This is a genomic window from Flavobacterium sp. PL002, assembly GCF_054165825.1.
This window is the reverse complement of record NZ_CM135110.1, coordinates 3408988-3429606: the sequence shown is the minus strand read 5'-3', so window position 1 is coordinate 3429606 and position 20619 is coordinate 3408988. Positions and strand designations below refer to the sequence as shown.

Below are 20619 nucleotides of genomic sequence, written 5' to 3'. Positions count from 1 at the left end.
TATTATAAAATTATGAAACTTTTTCTAACTGTAAATGATTCCTTCATCTGTAAATGGTATCTCATATAATTCCTTTACATCAACTAAAGGATTTATTTGATTGTTTACTTGTGGATTTGCATTTTTCACATTTTGCTCACTGACTTCTGCTTTTTGTCCGTGATTATCAATTGATATACAATCAGGACCACCAATGGGGCAGGTTGCTTTACTATCTTCTAATAAAACCTTACCATCATTGGAAAGCGTTACTTTTTCATAAAAATTACTCCATTTATTTATTACAGCTTGACAAGGTAGGTAATCACCACTACCATTGGGTTGCATCTTACATTTACCAAATGTGTTTTTCTCTAGTGTTTGCCCAATATCTTTATCAGTAGCGATAAGTTTATCAGCAGCGTCTTTGTCATTAGCATAATGCTTACTTTGTGTTTTTACTTTAAGTATATCTAACTTAGGTTCTACACTAAATTTGCATTTTACTGTTGCTCCCTGTACTACTATATGTTTTTCACTCATGGCTTCCCCTTTTATTGCTAATTAACGACTCTTGTAAACTCTTTAATTTATAAATTTTACTTAAATAGCTGTTTAAATTTAATATGTATTCCTAATTATTCCTCAAGATCAATTGTAATTGTTACTTTAACAGAAGCATCATATTCAATACTACATTCTAATTGTACACTGTCAATACAATTAGTGTCTGAATTAAGTAAATAGTTAGCATTATAATTACCGATACAAGGTGCAAATCCGAATTCAACATTAAAAATTGTATCTTCATATTCTCCTTTTTGATTCACTTTTATGAAATCAGAATCGTCTAAATAGGTACTTAATTCTTGTATAACTTTAAATTCAGATTCCTCATTTTTTTCTAAAGGAAAATAAATGGTGTTTCTAAAGGAATTATTTGCAGTATAACTTAAATGCAAACCACTAAAAAAGGTTCTTAAAAAATAGTCCGAGGCTAAAGTTTTTAACAAATTGTTTGAGCTCTCTAATCCAATATCTATATGATCAATATATCTGTGGATTGTCTCTCCTTCATAATAATCTAAAATTTCTTTTTTTATATTTTCCCATCGGCTTATAATTTCTTCATAATTATAAATATCAATCCATTTGCCTGTGGCATCTACAATGATTTCTAAGGGATAGATAACCTTGGCTGTTTTTGCAGCCAACTCTTCCATCATAGTATCAGGTGCTTTCCCATTAATATAAATACTAGGATCTCTATTTATTTCAAAAAGATGGAACTTGTTTTTGTCAACCGCAAGCCACTTTACATTTATTTTTAAAGTAATAGTATCAAGCTGATCTCCTACTTGGGTAGTATAATGTACTTTATAATTATTATTGAGCCCACTAGGTAAAAAAGGTAGTGTGTAGTCATCATTTAAATTAACTTTTATTAATGTTTTCTTTACGCTGTTTGTCCTTTCACTTTTATCTGGAGCTAGAATTAGTGTTTCTAGATGACTTTTAAAATCCGCTTCTATTAAATCAGCAATAATACAATAAGTATTGTGATACCTTCTTAATTCACGCGCATCTATACCAAGATCAAAAGCAACACTTTCTAGCGTATCTCCTTTTTTTATATTGTAAATACGGTGTGTGTTGTAGGATGGTTTCTCCGGTTTATCAGTATAATACATAACTTACGATAAATTTTAACTTATTAGATTATAACTTTAGTCGGCTGTTTTATTTATTATCAACATTGGGCTCGTAAACAAATCCCTCTGCTTCTTTTTGTTTCTTTTTACTTAACTTAACTACCTTTTCTTTCTGTCTTTTACAAATAATTACTGAATTCTCAGTAATACCATTCATACCTAGCGTATAGTCAGCATCAACATATTTAGCTGTTTGATACCACTTAGGTTGCAGAAAAAATACCCAATTGCAATTCTCTCCATTTTGTTTCAGTTCTATTTTACTCTCGGCGTTGTGTTCATTAAATCCCGTAACGGTATGATAAAACAATGCCCCAAAATCAATTCTTACTGGACCTTTAGATCGAATGGTTGTATAGTTTGTACTATCTGATTTTTTTTGAATTAATAATGTAACGAGTAATAAATCTTTCATTTCTACATTATCAATTTCTGGGAAAGGGTTCTTTTTCTCAGGAATTTTCCATGTTACATATTCTTTTGGCGGTATTTTCATCATGAAATCAAATGCGGCATAAACTCCTGTAGGAACAATAAAGGCTACAAAATGAGAACACATTAAATAAGTAAGACCTAGTCCGTTTAAAGCCGTATAAATAATGATAAATAATACACTTGAATAAAGTATTATCAAAAAAGAAAACAAAAGTTCTATACCAAACGATTTTGATTTGAATTCTTCAAAATACCAACGATACAAATACACATTAAGCATTCCAAAAAATACAGATGCTATTTGATAAAAGAGAAATTCATCAGATAATTCAGTAAATAACTTATTGTATCCTAAGAAACCAACTAAGGCATAAACAAGAACAAACGAAAAAATATAGATGTAGAATTTCTTTTTATACTTTACAGAAAATTCTTTTACTTTATCACTAAATACCATTGTAAGAATAACGCTTACCGCTATAATTACAACTAAAACTACAATAAGCCTAATGTCAACAAGTGCTCCAAAATATTTTTTCATCTTTTCTAAATTCGTGTTGTATACCCTAACACAGGTTGTTTACTAAAATTAAATTCCTCAGTTTCTTTATTCATTAATAAGATTATTTTCACTTCAACTTCCATAGGAAAAAAATGTTCGCAAAAACAATCTATAAAATTTTTTATTTCTCCATCATTTACATAATGATAAAATGGGCTGTTTGCTATAGGTCCTATTTGAAGGGTAAGATTCATAGAATAATCCATATAATTTTTACCACTTATAAAATCAACACCTAATCTATTCTCGCCTAATTTAATTTGCTCTCCCTCATCACTGTACTCTTTAGAGGTTGTTGTTGTATAATGCACCTTCTCTTCAATAATATTTGATAAACAACGGCAAGCTAAATCAATATCACCAACTATTTTATATGCATAAGGTAAAAGCTGAATGAACTTTGATACCAATACAGCTGGAAAAACTGTTGATAAACCCCAAAAATCATAAAAAAAAGCTAATGGTTTACTACCATTCAACTTATATAAAAAATCGCGCTCTACATTTTCAATTTTTGTTCTATAATGAAAAATCTCGTTTTCAAAAGGTTTAAAAAAATTACGCGCTTCTCCTTCTTGCTTTTTTTGATGCTTGTGTTCCCTAATCATTTGCCGAACTGATTTATCGGCATTATTATCACTTAAACTGTGAACATATCCCTCTGGTAAAGAATCATAAATGCTATCCCTTGACAAAAGGATATTGAGATATTGCTGTTTATCATAATTATCATCCTGAATTGTTACTCCTAAAACATCACTCCTGTAGGCTCTAGAAAATTGTCCTAAGTTTGAAATTGTAATTTCATCTTGAACAATTGAATGGCATTCAATAAGCTCATTAGCAATAACCTCAGCTCTAATATCATTAGTAATATCCCTAATTTCATTAGCAAGGTCTTCCAGTGATTTTTTATTTTTTCTTTGCATCTTCTGTGATTCTTCCTGCTCCTATGTATCGCAATTGAAAATATTCATCATTAAAATTATATATAGCTAGTCCTTTATCTGTACAAGCCAAAATCCTATCATTTTGTAAATACAAACCTACATCAGATATAGGATGATCTTTATCATATCTAAAAAACACTAAATCCCCTTCTTGTAAAAAGTTTCTTCCTGTAAAAATTTGAATAGATTTAGACTTCCACATACCCGCTGGTACTTTTGACAAGGTAACTTTGTAAACTTCACTATATAAGGACTGCAAAAAATAAGCACAATCAATTCCGTCTCTAGAAAAACTTTTTTCTTTGTAAGGTGTGTTTAACCAAGGATCTATGAAGGCATACAGCTTGTAATTTGTAACTTTATTAGGCATAACTCCTAAGACTATTGAATACTTCTCTTTAAAAGCCAATTGAACATCGCTTAAATTCTCAGAATTATCATTTACAACTATCTTATTCTTTAGTCCAATCGCTTCCATTTGTGAGTCTTTTATTAATATATCTAAAGAATAGTCGTACTTAAAAGGGATTTGAGCTATGTATTTTTGACCACTACATTCTGCATGTAATAGTAGTGTTAACGCGAATAAAACTATCTGCCTCATAAAAAATATTGTTAATTGTTCTGCTCTATATAAATATGCATAGCGCTACAGGAAACCAAAAAATTGGCTCCTATAAAATGTAAAACTAACTGAAGTGGTATTGTTAGTTTTGATCTGTCTATTTTATCTTATTTTTCAATATTTAAAATATAACGGTTACAAACGTATGAATTTATTTCTTACAAAAGACATTTTTTTTTTGTAAAATTTATCGGAATATTTTTGATGATTTTAAAATAATAAAACTATTTTTGTTTACATTTTTTATACAATATATCTGACTAACCAAAATATTTTAAAAAACCAAAATGAATAAAAAAAACATCGACATTAGGGTTATATTCTTTTTTGCCATAGTGTTATTAATTGGAATAGTGTTATTTATAATTCAATTTTTCAATCATGTAGAGTGTGAAGATGTAAAGTATTATGTCTTTGCTGATCATGCACAAAGTGAAGAAGCAATTGAATTCTATGACAAGACCGATAATGCCAAATCATGGAAATGGGATTTTGGAGATGGCTCTGATTCTGACAAAAGAAGACATACTTTTCATGTCTACAAAAACCCTGGGAAGTACTATATAACCTTAACAATAAATGGAGATTGTAGCCATACAAAGGAAATTAATGTAGCTGACAAATATGCTTCGGAAAGATTAGGAGCACCTGAAATTATAATCCCTAAAGTAATTACCGAAGGACAACCAACTTACTTTAGATCTGTGTCTAAAACTGCCAGAACATGGGAGTGGGCTTTTGGTGAAAACAGAGGTATTGATGAAACTTCACCTGATCCTGTATATACATTTTCATCCCCAGGTGAAAAAACGATTACACTTGTAATAAACGGAGACTTCAGTACTGTTGCAAAAAAAGTTATTTATGTACATCCTAAAGCATTGAAAAAAACAAATCCACTTGATGTAACATCATATGAATACGAGAAAGATGTCGCTGATTTTTCTCTTCCAAGAGGGAGTGCAAAAAAAGACCCATTAGAAGAAATGCTACAATATGTTCCTGTTGTTCCTAAATCTAAAGCTATCAAGGACAGTGTAGTAGCAATCAAAAAAGCGCCTAAAATATCTGAAGATCAATTTGAAATATTGCTTAATAAGGTAGCTGAGGGTAGTAAGGTAAAAGATGATTTTACTGATCTCTTATGTGACGATCTTAACATACCTGTTGTGAAAAACGATACTAAATTATTAACATTCTCTGAATTGTGTACTGCTCTTAAAGGTCAAAAAATAAAAATAGAGTCTATACGACTTAATAAAGACAAACAAAACAACTGTGTTAAAGGGTTAAATATCAGTTATAAAGTAAAAAAATACATGATCTGGATTAAAGATTAAAAATATATGGAAGAAGAAAAAAACATATTCAGTATAGAATTATTAAGTGCTCTAGAAATTGCTAAAAAAATTGCTAAGGCCAATTCAAATAAATATTACTCAGCATCGCACCTACTAAAAGCAATTTTAAACCGAGATTTATCTCTTTTAAAACGTCTAGAAGCTATGGGAAAAGATGTTTATTTTCTTGACGAATGGGCAGAAGTAAGAATTGAAGAAGAACCAAAAACTACTCATGTATTAGATGCTGACCCTAGTGATGTTGTTGACGAAATTATTAAAGAAGCGGAGTCTGTTAGAATATTATTAAATGAAGATGAAATTAGTCTTTATGCTATAATTATAGCAATAAGTTCGCCTGGAGTAGGTTTTAATTTTGATCAAATGAAAACTTTTCCTATTTCACGAAACGAATTACTCGATGTAGAAACAATTCCGCAAAATGAAAGTATAGGCAAACAAGAGGTTAAAAAAGGTTTTTTAGGAAAGTATTGCATCCATAAAAACATTGAGAAAAAAGCGAAGCGAATTATTGCCGTAGGACGTGAAACAGAATTAAATACTATTAAAGAAATTCTTTGTCGCTTTTCTAAACCTAATGTTTTGCTTATTGGTGATCGAGGTATTGGTAAATCAATATTAATTGATACTCTGGTTCAAAACGTGATTTCAAATCAAGTTCCTGACGTATTAAACAAAGTACAGTTATTTGAACTAGATCTATCAACTTTAATCGCTGGTGCTTCCTACAAAGGCGAAATTGAAGACCGATTAAAAAACTGTATCCAAGAATTAAGACAATACCCTAAAGCAATCCTTATTATTGAAGAAATTCATACTTTATTAGATAAAAATGGTGGAGACTCTGGTGTTTCTAATGTTTTAAAAGGAGAATTAGCCAAAGGATTGAATATTATAGCCACATCTACAATAGATGAATATACCAAAAGGATTGAAAAAGAACAAGGTCTTTCAGGTATGTTTGAAATTGTAAAACTTGAAGAATCAGATGATGTGACTTTGTTTAGAATGATTCGGGAATCAATAAAAACCTATCAAGAACACCATAAAATCCAAATAGATGATGAAACCATATCCGAATCTATTCGATTGTCTAGAAGGTATTTAAAAGAAAAAAGTTTACCTGAATCAGCAATTAATCTTATTGATCATACCATGTCAGTATTAAAAACATCTGGCGAAACTTTCTTAAAAGAAAAACAAGCTATTCTTGATAAATTAATGGTTTTAAAACTAAATGACGTCAATTTACCTGAAGAACAGTTAATTAAAGAATGTAACTGGTTCCTTACTGATTTGATTAACAAAACTACCTTTTTAATGGTAGTTGATGAACAAAATGAAAACTATGTTTACGAAACATCTGAGTCGTTAATTACACATATTGAAGACTTGATAAAAGCAATCGAAAATAAAGCATTAGACAAGCGCGTTCACATTGAGGCTTTTGATTTATCACTTATCATTGCTAAAAAAACAGGTATTCCTGCTGGAAAATTAAAAGAAGAAGAAAAACAAAAATTAAATAATATAGAAGAAGTTTTGAGCCAACGAGTAATTGGTCAAGATCACTGTATTGCTACTGTAGCAGGTTCAATATTAGAGTCAAGATCAGGTTTGAGTAAAGCGGGACAACCCATTGCATCCTTCTTTTTTTTAGGGCCAACAGGAACTGGAAAAACAGAATTAGCGAAAAGTTTAGCCGAATTCCTTTTTCAAGATGAAAATGCTATTATTAGGTTTGACATGTCTGAATTTAAAGAGGAACATTCCGCAGCCTTGCTTTATGGAGCGCCTCCTGGATATGTAGGCTATGAAGAAGGAGGTTTATTAGTAAACAAAATACGTCAAAAGCCCTATTCTATTGTATTATTTGATGAAATAGAAAAGGCTCATGCCTCGGTTTATGATGTGTTTTTACAAATAATGGATGAAGGAAAGTTACATGATAGATTAGGTAAAGAGGGGGATTTCTCTAATGCTATTATTCTATTTACATCAAATATTGGTGCAGATCATATAGTAGACACTTTTAATAAAGGTCAAATTCCTACTTCGTCTAATTTAATGGAGATTATGGGAAACTATTTTAGACCTGAATTTCTAGGTAGGTTAACTGAAATTGTTCCCTTTGCCCCAATTAGCAAAGATAATGCCTTAAAAATATTTGAGATACATCTCAAAAAAGAGTTTATGGATTTATTGAAAAACATCAATATAACCGTTGAAATTCCAATGGAAGCGAAATTGTACCTTGCTGAAAATGGATATAATGCTAAGTACGGAGCAAGACCAATAAAGAGTATTATTAGAAGTCATTTAAGAAGACCCTTAGCCAAAAAAATTATCTCTGGAGAGGTAAAGGATGGTGATAAAATGATCGTAATTATTGAAAATGAAGAAGTAAAATGGATTAAAGATATCATTTCTGAAACAGTTGAAATATAATCAACAAAACTAATTTTTAATAGTATTATAAAACCTAATAATTGTTCACTATAGAATTTAAAAGCAAAACCTAAAGTAAAATTTTACTTTAGGTTTTGCTTTTTTTAGTTACTCTGTTTTTTTAAGCTAATCAGTACACTCCTCTCCAAAAATATAAATCAACAAAAAGATTGCTCTCTTTTATTTTATTGATATAAATTGAGCTTAAAAATAACTAATACTTTCAACCTGTTGGTATCTCTTATATCCAACAGCTATAAAAACCGAGCGTAATTACTTATAAATGATTCTTTTTCAAAAATATCTATTCCTACAATTTCTTTTCTAAAGAAAAAAGATTTTAACGGAGTCTGGAAACTAAGTCATGATGGAATAATAATTTTGAGTAGACAAATTTATTTTACTTTTTACAAAAACCATACTTTTTAATTCATAATTGCCTCTTTCTCTCAATACTTCTTAAAAAATATTTACATTTGGTTAACTAATAACCCTTTTTATTAATGAGAATATTTATTTATAAATCAGTATTTATTTTAACAATGTTGAGCTTATTTTCTTGTCAGGATAAAAAAACAAATAACTATAAAGCGGGTGTTGTTATATCCTTTGATGATGCATATGTTGATGAATGGCTTGATGCTGATAAAATATTAAATAAATATGATTGGAAAGCAACATTTTGTGTGTGCCGGATTGACTCTATAGGTCAACCACAATTAATAAAACTACATCAACTGCAGGACGAAGGTCATGAAATTGCTGGTCATGGATACCATCATTATAATGCGGTAAAATTCGTCAAACAAAATGGAATTGATGCCTATCTTAAACAAGAAATTAACCCTATGATGGCATCTATGAAACAACAAAATTTTAATGTTACCTCTTTTGCTTATCCTTATGGTGAGCGCTCTAGTGAATTAGACAGTGCTTTATCCCACAAGTTCAAAATGATTAGAGGAAGAGATTTTGAAGATATCGCTCCTGAAAAAGAAGGCTGTTATTATCGAAATTCTAAATTTTTGTATGCGTTTGATATTGATAACAATCATATTCATTTTTCTGTTCCGTATCTTTTAAAATTACTTGAAGATGCTAAAAAAAACAATAAAATTTTAATTTTAAGCAGTCATAAACCGGTGAAGAATCTAACTGCGAATTATCAAACTACAATAGCAACATTGGAGTTTGTATGTAAATATATTAAACAAAATGACATGCAGTTTTACACCTTATCAAACTTAGATAATTTAAATCATAAGTAAAATTTAGTATAAGTGATATTATTATAAACAACCAATTATAAAATGAAATTACAACCAACAGATAACGATATTTATATTGAAAAAAACTTCTTTAAGAAGGAAATTCCAGAGGAGTCAAGAGAATCCGCAATGTCAGATTTGTTTTTTAATTACAAAGAACATTGGAAAATGTCTTTTTGGTTCATGCTTATCCTTGCATCAGGAATTGCCACTTTAGGTCTTTCAGAGAACGCCTCTGCCACAGTAATTGGTGCTATGATTGTTGCTCCTCTAGGGCAACCTATTGTTGCTTTAGGCGGTACTGTAGCGTTAGGGTGGCGTAATGAAAGTGTTAAAATGTTAGGATTGATACTTCTAGGAGCGGCAACCGTAATTCTCGTTGGTTTTTTGTTTGGATTTATCTTAAATGAGGCCAATCCTAATGATCAAATTCTGGCTAGAACTGCTCCCGATATAAGAGATTTAGGAATCGCCATTTTTGCCGGCGCCGCTGGTGCTTATGGTTATTTTAGAAGTGAATATTCTAGCGTACTTGCAGGTGTAGCGATAGCAGTTGCCCTTGTACCTCCATTATGTGCGTGCGGAATGATGCTTGAAGCGCAACATTTTATCCTTGCTAAAGGTGCCTTACTCCTATTTTTTACTAACTTTATAGGCATTGCATTAGCAGCTATTACGGTTTTTTTCTTCTTAGGAGCAAAGCATACCGCCAATACAAAATGGTTTTATTCAGGAACAGTTGTCGTGTTTTTAATTAGTTTATTAATTTTAATTCCGTTATCGATTAATTACAATTTAGCTTCTTCTCAGTCTCAAAGTCAAACTGCTATTTTTGAAAAAGCGTCCACGATATTAAATGATAAAAAAAATGTATTAATTATCAAAGAAGTTACAATAACTGGAACAGAAGTGATTATCACGATTAATGATTTACCTAGCGATAAAATTATAGTAAAAAATCTCACGAAGGAAATTCAGAAAACAACTCCTTTACAAGTTTTATTACAAAATTCAAATGATTAAAAAATGGAAAATATAAACGAATACATTGATTATGTTGCTAAAATAATGGAAGTTATAGGTGTCCTCACGATTTTTGTAGGCTCAATTATAGCACTTGCAAAATTTATTTTTTTGCTAAAAAATAAAAACGGAATGAGCTATATTGAACTTCGACAAGCTGTAGGAAAATCAATTCTTATAGGACTTGAACTCTTGATCGCTGCCGATATTATGGCTACTGTAGTAACTGAACCTACATTATTATCTGTTTCAATATTGGGTTTAATTGTAATTATTAGAACGTTTTTAAGTCTTTCGCTTCAAGTTGAATTAGAAGGAAAATTTCCTTGGCAAAAATCAATTAAGTAGTAACTTAAATACAATAAAAATCACTTTGGCTAAAGCCAAAAAATGAATTAGTATCATTTAAAAATTATCTCTAATAATTGCCTCTTAATTTATCTAAGTATACTTTTCGATAATTAAAATATTGTATTACAAAATATCCAATTCTGTTTAAGATTTAAAAGCTATTTTTTTGTACTTTTAATCAAATATCTAAATTCTAAAAAAATGAGAAATTTGATTTTATCAATTGCATTTATTCTAGGAATGAATGTATTTGCTCAAGATATTAAAAACGTAACTCTTGAGACTATCCCTGTCGAAGTTTCCTTTGCTTTTCAAAACCAATTCCCTAACTCAACTGCTGAATGGCGTTCAAATTATCAAGGCAATGATGATGAACAATTAGTTTTTATTGGAACATTTAAAATTAATAGTATTCAAAATGCTGTTATTTATGATAAAGAAGGAATTTTTCAAGCGCTAGAAACAAGTATTACTACAAGCCAATTACCAATTAGTATTCAAAAATATATGAGTGCTAATTACCCTAAAAATCCCATAAGATCAGTTTCTAAAACAATTAATAATAAAACTAAAGTTATTTATGAAGTTGGGATAATAAGAGGCACACTTTTTTATGATTTAGTATTTAATGGGGATGGTGATTTTTTACAAATGGTTGAGAAACATTAATTTTAACCAATTTTCAAAATAATATAACAACAAATAATGCAAGATCAAAAAAACACAAGCGGGAGTTACAATAATTATACTTCTGATATTCTTGGTAATAGTTTTGAAAAATTAACATTAACAATGGCCGATGATTATGAAGGTAAAGTAATCGCTACGTTAATACGCCGAAAAGCTAATAATGAATCACATAAAGCGGTATTGTACATTCATGGTTTTAATGATTATTTCTTTCAGGAAGAAATGGCTCTAAAACTTAATCAGCATGGTTATAATTTTTATGCTCTTGATTTAAGAAAATACGGTCGCTCCTATTTACCCCATCAAAAACTGAATAATGTTCGTTCACTTATAGAATATGATGAAGAAATAAATCTAGCCTTACAAATTATTAAGTCTGAACATAACGATCATGTGCTATTAAAAGGCCACTCGACAGGAGGATTGATAATAACTAATTATGCTGTAAATCATTTAAACAGCGGTTTATTTAATGGTTTGATAGGTAACAGTCCATTTTATGACTATAATTTAAATTTTGTTGAACGTAAAATAGGCATTCCAATATTATCTTTTTTAGGTCATTATTTTCCAAAGACTTTAATCCCAGCAGGTTTTTCAGCCCTATATGGTCAAAGCCTACATAAAAACTATCATGGCGAATGGGATTATTCTTTAGTTTGGAAACCACTGCTTATACCTAAAATAAACTTAGGTTTTATAAGAGCAATTTACAAAGCACAACAAAATATTAGGAAACACAATACTATTGATGTCCCCATACTGGTGTTGTTTAGTGATAAATCAATTTATGAAAAGCATTGGTCTATTAAATTACATAATGGAGATGCTGTTTTAAGCGTGGAGCAAATTAAATCCTATGCTGATACTATTAATGGAGACGTTACAACACGCGAAATAGAAAACGGGTTGCATGATTTAATACTCTCGAAAAAAGTAGTCAGAGACAAGGTCTATGAAAAAACATTTGAATGGATTGACACTAAATTCAAGTAAATCTTTAATTAAAAAACTAAATAATGAAAGCAACAGTAAAAACAACATTAGTACAAAATATATTTCGTGTCTTACTGGCTTTATTTATGATTTTTGCTGGTTATAGTCACTTAACTTTTTATCGAATAGATTTTCAGGCTCAAGTACCTGATTGGGTTCCATTAAGTAAAGATTTAGTTGTACTATTATCTGGGGCTGTAGAAATAGGATTGGGTCTTATTCTCCTTTTCTGGAAACAACAAAGCGTAACTATTGGGTGGTTTTTAGCTGTATTTTTTATTCTTGTTTTCCCTGGGAATATAGCTCAATATATGGATAAAAAAGATGCTTTTGGCGCTTTAGATTCAGATGGAGCTCGTTTAGCAAGATTGTTTTTTCAACCTGTACTTATCATTTGGACACTGTGGTCATCTGGTGCTTGGAAATCTTACAGAGATCGTAAAAGAGCAAACAAATAAATATATCTAAACCAATACAATTTGGCATAACTGCCCGTTTCGTCTTTCATTGCTTTGTTAAGTGAGAAAGATAACAAATTGCCATCATAACTTTTATTGTTAATATAGCCTCCGTGATCATTAAAAGAAAAGTAATCTTTGTCCCAAATTTCAACCTTAATTTCTTCATCAACAAGATGCTCTTGCTTGAGCCAAATATTTACTTTTTGTCCCCAACTGGCTCGTTGTATTTCTATACCGTTGCTGTCTGTAAAAAGCATACCGTTTATTTTGGCTTGTTTTACATCAATAGTACCTGTTTTACCGGGTTGGTTGTTTATACCGCTTTACACTTTGCTTTCCAGCAACAATGGGCGTGATGGCTATGTTTTTTTCATCTATGGATGCATGCTTTATTGGTAAACTCCAAACTACTTGCTCGGTAGCTATAAGCGGATCGATTATAAAAGCCGAAACTTGTAAGTGTGTCGTCTTCCTTTGTTTGCATTGTTAATTGTAAAAGCTGAAAGAGTGGCAGAGAAAAAATAAAGCACTTCATTTTCTCTTCAGTATTAAATTGTTCTAAAAATTGTTCCCTTATATATTCAATACCTTCTCCATCGTATTGATCACAAAGATATTTATCTACTCCATAGATTTTTTCTAAAATTTGTGTGTGATTGCGAATAGCACAATTTTTACCATCATGAAAAAGAATAATAGGAAATAATAAGGCAAAATAAGCATTTGCAACTTCATTAAATTTAGTATCTATTATTTTATCATTTATAAATTGAATCTAAGATTTTATTCTTTGGTTAAATCGAGAATTGATTTTTTATCAATTAATATAGCTATTTGTGAACCTTCTAATGTATATTTTCCACTATTATTATTATTAGATATTTTTAAAGTATTTCCATTCTCCATTTTTAAAGTTAGTGAATTTGTTTCTCTGTCAATTATTTCTAATATTGAATTTTCTTCTTTTAAACTATGCAATTCATAAGTTAAAGAGTCTTTATTTAAATTTATATAAACAGTTGCCCAACTTCTTGGGTCATTATATTCTTCTTTAAATTGTAAAAAAGACCCTTTATATATTCCAATCCATTTACTTTCTATTTTTGAATCAACATTTGATAAATTAATGTCTTTTATGGGCAATACAGAAGAATTACTTAAATTGAAATTCATCTCATCGTATCCACTACCTAACTTTAAAATTAGTGTTTCATCATTTTCTGATATATCAAAATTATATTTTAATTCAATTTCATTTTTATCAATTTTCGCATCAAAATTTTTACTCCCAATAAATTTTACAATGTCTTTATCATTATCCAATTGGTAAACATAAAAAGTATGTCCATATTCTAAAAAAGAATCTAATATTAAAATCATATTTGATTTGTTTTCAAATAAATAACTATTAAACCCTAGTTCAAATGGAGTTTCAGTAAATGAGTGTATAAAGATTTTGCTTTTATAATTAAATTCAACTGATGATTTATTGTTGTCTAATGTAAATTTACAAAAAAATGATTTTTCTTTATTTTCACAATTTGTAGGTGCAAACTGTTTTCCTTCGCAGTTTATAGGAATTTGAGTATAATTAATATTAATTAATGAGTCTTTTGTTGAATTGATTTCAATTTCTGGTTGACTCAATGTTAAATCTGATTGTTTCTCTTTACAAGAGAATAACAATAAAAATAATAAGATGTATTTAATATTTTTCATAAATTTAAATTTATTTACCTGCTGTATCATCTTGAATTTTTCTTTCAGAGGCAGTCATTTGTTCTTCATTTTTATAATCTATGTAATAGGCTGGGTTATACCTTTCGGCATATCCACTCGGATTTTGCTTGCTCCTAATTTCAAAATGCAAATGAGGTCCTTTTGTATTGGTTGCACCACTAGTTCCTGTCTTTCCTAATACTGTGTTCATATTTGATTCAGTTATTTTATCATTTAATTTTACTGAGATCTCACTTAGATGTGCGTACATTAAATAAACACTTACGCTTTCATTAATACCTTCATACTCTTCAAAATCACCATAACCATCAATATTATATTTATTAGAATCATAAGTTCTATTAGATTTAATGTAATAAGGTGAATAATTTCTTCTTTGTTTTTTAAATTCGCTTAAATAATTATCATCAATTTTAAATACAATTCCATTGCCATAACCATTGCCAGGTGTCAAGGAAACTACTTCGCCAGGTAAGCAAGCAAATACTTCTGTCCCAATTTCAGCAAATAAATCTAATCCATGATGAGGTCTTGCTCCGTTATCGGAGCCAGACATGTCTGTTCTAACTCTTCCAAATGCAGAACGCCAAGGTCTTACTATACCTCCATAGGTATGTATTGTTATTTGATTCTTTTTTAAAGGGTTTTGCCACTTTGTTAAACCTTTATTATTATTACTACAACGACAAGCATATTCAAATTCCTTTAAAAAACCTTTTTTTAAATGTAAACAGCTCACTTCATTTAATTCATCTTTTAAAAAAATTTCATAATGCTCAATGCATATTTTCATTGGTGTTGCGGGTTGTGGTTTTCCCTTATATTCATGATAACTATTGTCTCCTTTGTGAGGAAGACTTGCCCATTTTAACGATGCATAATCTCTAATAGCTTTTTCAATATTATTATCAATAATTGTATCTATAAGTTTTTTGCAATAGTGTTTCATTATTATTACACACAACTTATCTTGAGATTCATGCCTATAATCAGGAATCTTATATTTCTTAACATAATTATGGTATTCCTCGCGAATTCCAGTTTTTATATAATCATTCTCTGAATTTTTAACAACTTGATTCCCATTTAATTCCCACCAAACATACCTCATTATTTGATATGCACCTTCAGCAGTAGAACCACCATAATTTACTTCTGGATGTTTACTTAAATCTGTTATTTTATTACCTCCAAATGCAATAGTATAGCCTTTTTGGAAATCATGATGTATATAAATCGTTTCTTTTTTATTATAATCATACGATTTTATTAATTCCCCAGTTCCTTCCCCAACTCTCAACATCCTCAGAAAAGCTCTCACTCTAGCCTCACACTCACAAGCAATATTTTTATTTTCTTTTTTAGAACGAGTATTTAGAGCCCCTTTTCCAACCAAAACAGCACTTTTATACTCAGTTAATCCTAGCAAAGCACTTTTTTTACTTATTACTAGAGCACCACCCGTTTTAGCACCGTTATAAAAATTTTCTCTTCTTTATCAGAAACTACTGTGTAGACAATTTTGTTGGGTAATTTGGGATTTATCAAACCCCAATCGATCTTTATCTTTATCATACCGCTTTCATCGGTATAAACATTTTTGGCTTTAAGTACTATTTTTCCATTTTCATAAATACATAGATTCAGCTGCTCATCGTTTTTAATCCCTCTTGACTTAGCATAAAAACAACTTTATTAAATAATATAAATGTAAAAAAAATACGCAAAGTTTGAGAAATTCGCATAATTTATTAAAAAACTCTTGTTAATGCCACAGATATATTTGAAGTAGTTTATTTGACATATTTATAACTTTGACCTTAAGTAAGGATTGTAATGAATAAATACTGCCATTTTTACCTTGATCCTTACTATAGTTTTATCGCATTTATTTTCCAATATAAAAATATAATTGATTCATCATGAATAAATAATTATCTATCAAAAAGATTTTAATTAATCTGTTGCCAATTATTGTCCTTTAATTGAAATATAATAGACCCAAATGTTAAAGTTTTATTTTCAGCATCGATTTTATTAGGAAGAGAGCCGTCTTGAAATTTAAATGTTTGGTCTTTTATAAACTTATTATTTTTATTTTGAAAAAAATACGAAAATATAGGCCCTGAATTCCCACCTACATCAAGCATGATAGTAAAATCTTCTAAACCATCAAAATTATAATCTGATACAGAAATGATATCACACTGAATATTAGAAAAAAAAGCCCATGAATTAGGAATGAATTCTATATTGTCTATGACTGAATTATTATCTTTAAGCATAATTATTATATTTGCCTTCCATTTTTTTGCATCATCATCATTTAATTTATCATATTCAGTTAATAACTTGAAATTAAGTTTTTTTGATAAATTATTTAAAGAGCATTCTTCTTTGATAGTTTCTTGTTTTGGGCAATCATAACAATCTTCATCACAAGGTAATTCATTTATAATTGGAAGAGTATTAGCAAAAACACTATCAATAAATATATCTTTGTTAATCTTTAAATATTTGTGAGTTTTATCTAAAGGAGTTATCTTAACAAGACTATCAGCAGTTTGCGGAACTTCAAGATTATTCTTATAAATTAATTTAATGTTAATTTGATTTTTTAAAGTTTCTTTAGAAGAAATTTTAAACATATAATGTTCTTGCCCTAAATTATGAAATATGCTATCATCATAAATTATATATTTCTCTATATTTGCTCCACAAGGTTTGTATAATACTTTTCCAGAATCAGTTTCTGTAACTTTAAAAAAAGTATGACCTTTAAAATCTAGTGCATAACCTTCTTCTATATTTTTTTCTATATCAATTTTATTATTCTCTTTACAAGAGACGATCATAAGGATTAATATACATATAATTTTCTTTTTCATTTTACTTTACTTTACTTATTTCTTCTCACCTCAGTTACTGTGTAATTATGGGTTCCTCCATAACTCTTACCTTGTAATAATTTATTATCTAATAAATATAATTTGTTTTTTATTGCAGTACCTTCTTCTACAGTTTTTGATCCAACATCAAAAAAGCGATAAAAAACTTTATTATTTTCACACCCTTTACCCACTATAACAAAAAAATGTTCTGTGGCTTTATGAGTATTATAAGTTGCCTCCTTAGGTTATCATCTAGTCCAACAATAACTGGATTGCCTAATTTTAATTGTTTATCTAAATAATCTAAAGCTATTTTAGTATCTTTTGGAATCAAAGTGCTCCCTGTTTGATCTGCCATAATAATACGATTTTCAGCATAACCACTATTATTCTTTAATCCATAATTTGTTAATATATCAATACTTGTTTGCCAACATTCAGATGGCTTCTGATGAACCCAATTCTTATTTTTTGCTACATCATAATGATAATCTTTACATTGTTTACATATCTCTCCCTGAATTAAATTATTCTCACTACAACATTTATAACCAAATTCGCTTAGAAATCCTTTTTTAAGATGCAAATTACTCACTGCTCTTAATTCTTCTTCTAAAAAAATATTATAATGTTCAATACATGTTTTCATCGGTGTTGCGGGCTGAAGTTCTCCTTTATTATTTTTATAACGACTATTATCTCCTGTATGTGGTAAACTTGCCCAAATAAAGCTACCATAATTTCTTATAGAACCTTCAATTTGACCTTCAATTATCATTTCAATAAAGCCTTTCTTGTCTTTCATCAAACAAATACATAATTTATCTTGAGATTCAGGTTTATAATCATAAATTTTATATTTTTTTCGGTAATCATGTTCTACTTCGTAAATATTTAAAATTTTAAAATATTCTCCTGTCCATTCCAATTTACTTCCTCCCAACCAAGCGTAAGTATATTGCATAATTTGATAAGCCCCAGCTGCGGAAGACCAACCATAAACTTTCATTGGATGCGTACTTAAATCATTTATTTTATTCCCTCCAAAAGCAGTAGAATACTCTATTTGTGGATCTTTTTTAATTCCGTTTTTATCTAACTCACCAGTACCTTCTCCAACCCTCAACATCCTCATAAATGCTCTAACCCTTGCCTCTCCTTCACAAACTCCATTTTTATTAACTTTGCTATTCCCCTTACCCGTAGCAGCGCTACCCACCATCACCGCACTTTTATATTCAGCAAGTTTGAGTATAGCACTTTTTTTGGTGATAACAAGAGGGCCTGTGGCAATTTTAGCTCCGTTGTACAAGATATTCTTGTGTTTATCTTTTACAACGACATAAACGATATGCATAGCAGTTTTTGGATTTATTAAATTCCACTCCAGCTTTATTTTTATCGTACCAATTTCATTAGTGTGTCATTTTTATCATTTTTTTAAATCTCTAAACACAGCTAATTATCGATTATGATACCTAACAATTTTACATACAAATAACTTTTTTGATTGTAATAATGCTTTTTTCTTAGAACCTAAAAAAAATACGCAAAGTCAGAGACATTTGCGTAGTTTTCTATAATGAACAACCCGTAGAATCAAAAGTAGCCAAATTAGTGGATTTAATATAAATGTTAGTAATACAAAAATGTATCTAAAAGAATTAATTTTGACTATTTATTTTATCATATTCAATTTTTGAATCATAATTTTCAAATAAAACTTTTCCAAAATCTTTAGCAATTAATGTTTTACTAAGAGGAAGGAACTCAGATTTGTCTAATCGTTCAAATAAACTTCGTTTATATTTATCTAAAGTTATTTCGTTTGTCTCACTATTAAATTTAAAAGTCATGTTGTCCTTAATTATTCTATCAAATTCATCACAAGTTCCTTGTTGTAATATGACATAATTATCTTTCACTTCTAATTTATCAACAACAAAATCAGGACAGTTAAACGTGGAGGTATAAATAATTTTTTTATTTTCAAATTGTAAATATTTACCATTTCCTTGATTTATCATTACGCAAAAAGGGGAATTAACTATATGTCTATCATTTTCATTAGCTTTTTTGTTGTTTTGTGGTTCAAATACAATTACTAAATCCTCAAGACCATCTTTATTTAAATCGCATTTTACTTCTTTTTGTATCTTATAACTTTTAAACTGTAGTTGTAACGATTCTAAAGTTGCTAGCTTTTCAGAAAATAATGCTGGGAAATTTTTTAGAAAAAACAAATTTGAACCCATATAATATTCTTCTTTATTTATTTTTTTCTTAAACTCCCATTTTTTTTCATTTTGATTATAATAATAAATCGATGCTTCATTTTTCTTTTTAAAATAAATATCTTCTCCAATATTACTCTCGTTTTTTTCAAAGTATATTCGATTTAATTTTGTAGCAAATATATTGTATTTACTTAAATCCCTATTTAATGCTTTTCCAATAACCGAAGTTTTCATTAATGATTCTAAATCAGATTTACCTTGAAGGTAATCTTTCCAATAATCTTGAAGTATAATTTCCTTAGGTATATAGCTTATAGAGAACCATTGAACATTTTTATCATTGTAATTATAGTATATGCTATAAGGGTACTCAGAAATATCCTCATCTCCAAAAGAAATTTTATATTCTGTAGCAAATTTTTTATCAAAAAAATTAACAGGAGGTTGTTCTGAATTTGTATTCTGAATTTGTTTTTCATACTCTTTTATGTACTGCTTATTTTTATTTATAACTTGCTCATTACAGGAAATAATTAATAAGCAGAATAATAGTGTTTTTGTCATTTGTTTCATATTACTATATTTTTCACCATTACTATCGAATTTATATCAACCTAAATTCTTTTCTTTACTTATAAACTTTAAGAGACATTACCTTCAAATATGGATTAGATCATTTGTCAAAATTCCTTTTAACAAACTTTTATAGTTTAGAACACAGCCTTTTTAGTTTTTTGTCATATACGCAAATATAATTTATAAAATTTCCTTAACTAAGAAATATGCCATTTTTGTTAACTTGGACACTGCTTTTCAATATGTGAATAAACTTTTTTTGTTTTAGAATCCTTTACATATTGTCTGTGTTTATTCTCTTTGTGAGGACCTAT

The 20619-nt window shown here is 29.1% G+C and carries 19 protein-coding genes; 8 read left to right on the top strand and 11 right to left on the bottom strand.

The window, feature by feature from the left end; all coding sequences use genetic code 11:
• Positions 1–24 precede the first annotated feature (24 nt).
• The 5 genes from ACVEGE_RS14885 to ACVEGE_RS14865 form a co-directional block, all read right to left on the bottom strand.
• Positions 25–522, bottom strand: a complete 498-nt coding sequence (locus tag ACVEGE_RS14885) for a DUF4280 domain-containing protein (RefSeq protein WP_192501939.1) — start codon at positions 520–522, stop codon at positions 25–27.
• 95 nt (positions 523–617) lie between these two features.
• Positions 618–1670, bottom strand: a complete 1053-nt coding sequence (locus ACVEGE_RS14880) for a peptidoglycan-binding protein LysM (protein WP_192501938.1) — start codon at positions 1668–1670, stop codon at positions 618–620.
• 49 nt (positions 1671–1719) lie between these two features.
• A complete protein-coding gene (locus tag ACVEGE_RS14875) occupies positions 1720–2667 on the bottom strand; it encodes a TssN family type VI secretion system protein (RefSeq protein ID WP_192501937.1) in 948 nt (315 codons plus the stop codon).
• A gap of 5 nt (positions 2668–2672) precedes the next feature.
• Positions 2673–3617, bottom strand: a complete 945-nt coding sequence (locus ACVEGE_RS14870) for a hypothetical protein (protein ID WP_173856857.1) — start codon at positions 3615–3617, stop codon at positions 2673–2675.
• Positions 3601–4242 (bottom strand): C40 family peptidase, encoded by a 642-nt coding sequence (locus tag ACVEGE_RS14865; protein WP_173856856.1) that lies wholly within the window; start codon positions 4240–4242, stop codon positions 3601–3603. The genes ACVEGE_RS14870 and ACVEGE_RS14865 overlap by 17 nt, the downstream gene beginning before the upstream one ends.
• Before the next feature lie 308 nt (positions 4243–4550).
• Here ACVEGE_RS14865 and ACVEGE_RS14860 point away from each other — a divergent pair, with 308 nt between their 5' ends.
• The 8 genes from ACVEGE_RS14860 to ACVEGE_RS14825 all read left to right on the top strand — a co-directional run bounded on the left by ACVEGE_RS14860 (position 4551) and on the right by ACVEGE_RS14825 (position 12858).
• Entirely contained in the window at positions 4551–5603 is a 1053-nt protein-coding gene (locus ACVEGE_RS14860; protein WP_192501936.1) for a PKD domain-containing protein, read from the top strand.
• A 6-nt stretch (positions 5604–5609) separates the two neighbouring features.
• Entirely contained in the window at positions 5610–8072 is a 2463-nt protein-coding gene (locus ACVEGE_RS14855; RefSeq protein WP_173856854.1) for an AAA family ATPase, read from the top strand.
• A 503-nt stretch (positions 8073–8575) separates the two neighbouring features.
• The gene (locus tag ACVEGE_RS14850; RefSeq protein ID WP_192501935.1) at positions 8576–9340 is read left to right on the top strand and encodes a polysaccharide deacetylase family protein; all 765 of its coding nucleotides are present in this window, start codon (positions 8576–8578) and stop codon (positions 9338–9340) included.
• Between the two features lie 42 nt (positions 9341–9382).
• On the top strand, positions 9383–10363 hold the full coding sequence (locus ACVEGE_RS14845) for a DUF389 domain-containing protein (RefSeq protein WP_192501934.1): 981 nt from the start codon (positions 9383–9385) through the stop codon (positions 10361–10363).
• A gap of 3 nt (positions 10364–10366) precedes the next feature.
• Positions 10367–10711: a DUF1622 domain-containing protein gene (locus ACVEGE_RS14840; RefSeq protein ID WP_173856851.1), complete on the top strand. Its 345-nt coding sequence runs from the start codon at positions 10367–10369 to the stop codon at positions 10709–10711.
• A 204-nt stretch (positions 10712–10915) separates the two neighbouring features.
• The gene (locus ACVEGE_RS14835; protein ID WP_192501933.1) at positions 10916–11383 is read left to right on the top strand and encodes a PepSY-like domain-containing protein; all 468 of its coding nucleotides are present in this window, start codon (positions 10916–10918) and stop codon (positions 11381–11383) included.
• A 36-nt stretch (positions 11384–11419) separates the two neighbouring features.
• Positions 11420–12400, top strand: coding sequence for an alpha/beta hydrolase (locus ACVEGE_RS14830; RefSeq protein WP_192501932.1), 981 nt, complete (start codon positions 11420–11422; stop codon positions 12398–12400).
• Between the two features lie 23 nt (positions 12401–12423).
• Entirely contained in the window at positions 12424–12858 is a 435-nt protein-coding gene (locus tag ACVEGE_RS14825) for a DoxX family protein (RefSeq protein WP_192501931.1), read from the top strand.
• On the opposite strand, the gene ACVEGE_RS14820 is transcribed toward ACVEGE_RS14825, so the two are convergent.
• The 6 genes from ACVEGE_RS14820 to ACVEGE_RS14795 all read right to left on the bottom strand — a co-directional run bounded on the left by ACVEGE_RS14820 (position 12828) and on the right by ACVEGE_RS14795 (position 20302).
• Positions 12828–13118 carry a hypothetical protein gene (locus ACVEGE_RS14820; protein WP_192501930.1) on the bottom strand — a complete coding sequence of 97 codons (291 nt, stop codon included), beginning with the start codon at positions 13116–13118 and terminating at the stop codon, positions 12828–12830. The two genes, ACVEGE_RS14825 and ACVEGE_RS14820, sit on opposite strands and share 31 nt — an antisense overlap.
• 526 nt (positions 13119–13644) lie before the next feature.
• Positions 13645–14580, bottom strand: coding sequence for a hypothetical protein (locus ACVEGE_RS14815; protein ID WP_192501929.1), 936 nt, complete (start codon positions 14578–14580; stop codon positions 13645–13647).
• Between the two features lie 10 nt (positions 14581–14590).
• Positions 14591–16030: a M23 family metallopeptidase gene (locus tag ACVEGE_RS14810; protein ID WP_192501928.1), complete on the bottom strand. Its 1440-nt coding sequence runs from the start codon at positions 16028–16030 to the stop codon at positions 14591–14593.
• A 523-nt stretch (positions 16031–16553) separates the two neighbouring features.
• Positions 16554–17489: an XAC2610-related protein gene (locus ACVEGE_RS14805; protein ID WP_192501927.1), complete on the bottom strand. Its 936-nt coding sequence runs from the start codon at positions 17487–17489 to the stop codon at positions 16554–16556.
• Between the two features lie 193 nt (positions 17490–17682).
• Positions 17683–18849 (bottom strand): glycoside hydrolase family 24 protein, encoded by a 1167-nt coding sequence (locus ACVEGE_RS14800; protein ID WP_192501926.1) that lies wholly within the window; start codon positions 18847–18849, stop codon positions 17683–17685.
• Between the two features lie 307 nt (positions 18850–19156).
• Positions 19157–20302 (bottom strand): hypothetical protein, encoded by a 1146-nt coding sequence (locus tag ACVEGE_RS14795; protein ID WP_192501925.1) that lies wholly within the window; start codon positions 20300–20302, stop codon positions 19157–19159.
• Positions 20303–20619 lie beyond the last annotated feature (317 nt).

Bases quoted from the DNA above. Each gene is read 5' to 3' on its own strand.
- ACVEGE_RS14825 (WP_192501931.1), top strand. From the start codon at position 12,424: ATGAAAGCAACAGTAAAAACAACATTAGTACAAAATATATTTCGTGTC.
- ACVEGE_RS14885 (WP_192501939.1), bottom strand. From the start codon at position 522: ATGAGTGAAAAACATATAGTAGTACAGGGAGCAACAGTAAAATGCAAA.
- ACVEGE_RS14820 (WP_192501930.1), bottom strand. From the start codon at position 13,118: ATGCTTTTTACAGACAGCAACGGTATAGAAATACAACGAGCCAGTTGG.
- ACVEGE_RS14835 (WP_192501933.1), top strand. From the start codon at position 10,916: ATGAGAAATTTGATTTTATCAATTGCATTTATTCTAGGAATGAATGTA.
- ACVEGE_RS14805 (WP_192501927.1), bottom strand. From the start codon at position 17,489: ATGAAAAAGAAAATTATATGTATATTAATCCTTATGATCGTCTCTTGT.
- ACVEGE_RS14870 (WP_173856857.1), bottom strand. From the start codon at position 3,617: ATGCAAAGAAAAAATAAAAAATCACTGGAAGACCTTGCTAATGAAATT.
- ACVEGE_RS14830 (WP_192501932.1), top strand. From the start codon at position 11,420: ATGCAAGATCAAAAAAACACAAGCGGGAGTTACAATAATTATACTTCT.
- ACVEGE_RS14860 (WP_192501936.1), top strand. From the start codon at position 4,551: ATGAATAAAAAAAACATCGACATTAGGGTTATATTCTTTTTTGCCATA.
- ACVEGE_RS14815 (WP_192501929.1), bottom strand. From the start codon at position 14,580: ATGAAAAATATTAAATACATCTTATTATTTTTATTGTTATTCTCTTGT.
- ACVEGE_RS14855 (WP_173856854.1), top strand. From the start codon at position 5,610: ATGGAAGAAGAAAAAAACATATTCAGTATAGAATTATTAAGTGCTCTA.
- ACVEGE_RS14875 (WP_192501937.1), bottom strand. From the start codon at position 2,667: ATGAAAAAATATTTTGGAGCACTTGTTGACATTAGGCTTATTGTAGTT.
- ACVEGE_RS14845 (WP_192501934.1), top strand. From the start codon at position 9,383: ATGAAATTACAACCAACAGATAACGATATTTATATTGAAAAAAACTTC.
- ACVEGE_RS14840 (WP_173856851.1), top strand. From the start codon at position 10,367: ATGGAAAATATAAACGAATACATTGATTATGTTGCTAAAATAATGGAA.
- ACVEGE_RS14880 (WP_192501938.1), bottom strand. From the start codon at position 1,670: ATGTATTATACTGATAAACCGGAGAAACCATCCTACAACACACACCGT.
- ACVEGE_RS14850 (WP_192501935.1), top strand. From the start codon at position 8,576: ATGAGAATATTTATTTATAAATCAGTATTTATTTTAACAATGTTGAGC.
- ACVEGE_RS14865 (WP_173856856.1), bottom strand. From the start codon at position 4,242: ATGAGGCAGATAGTTTTATTCGCGTTAACACTACTATTACATGCAGAA.
- ACVEGE_RS14800 (WP_192501926.1), bottom strand. From the start codon at position 18,849: ATGCATATCGTTTATGTCGTTGTAAAAGATAAACACAAGAATATCTTG.
- ACVEGE_RS14795 (WP_192501925.1), bottom strand. From the start codon at position 20,302: ATGAAACAAATGACAAAAACACTATTATTCTGCTTATTAATTATTTCC.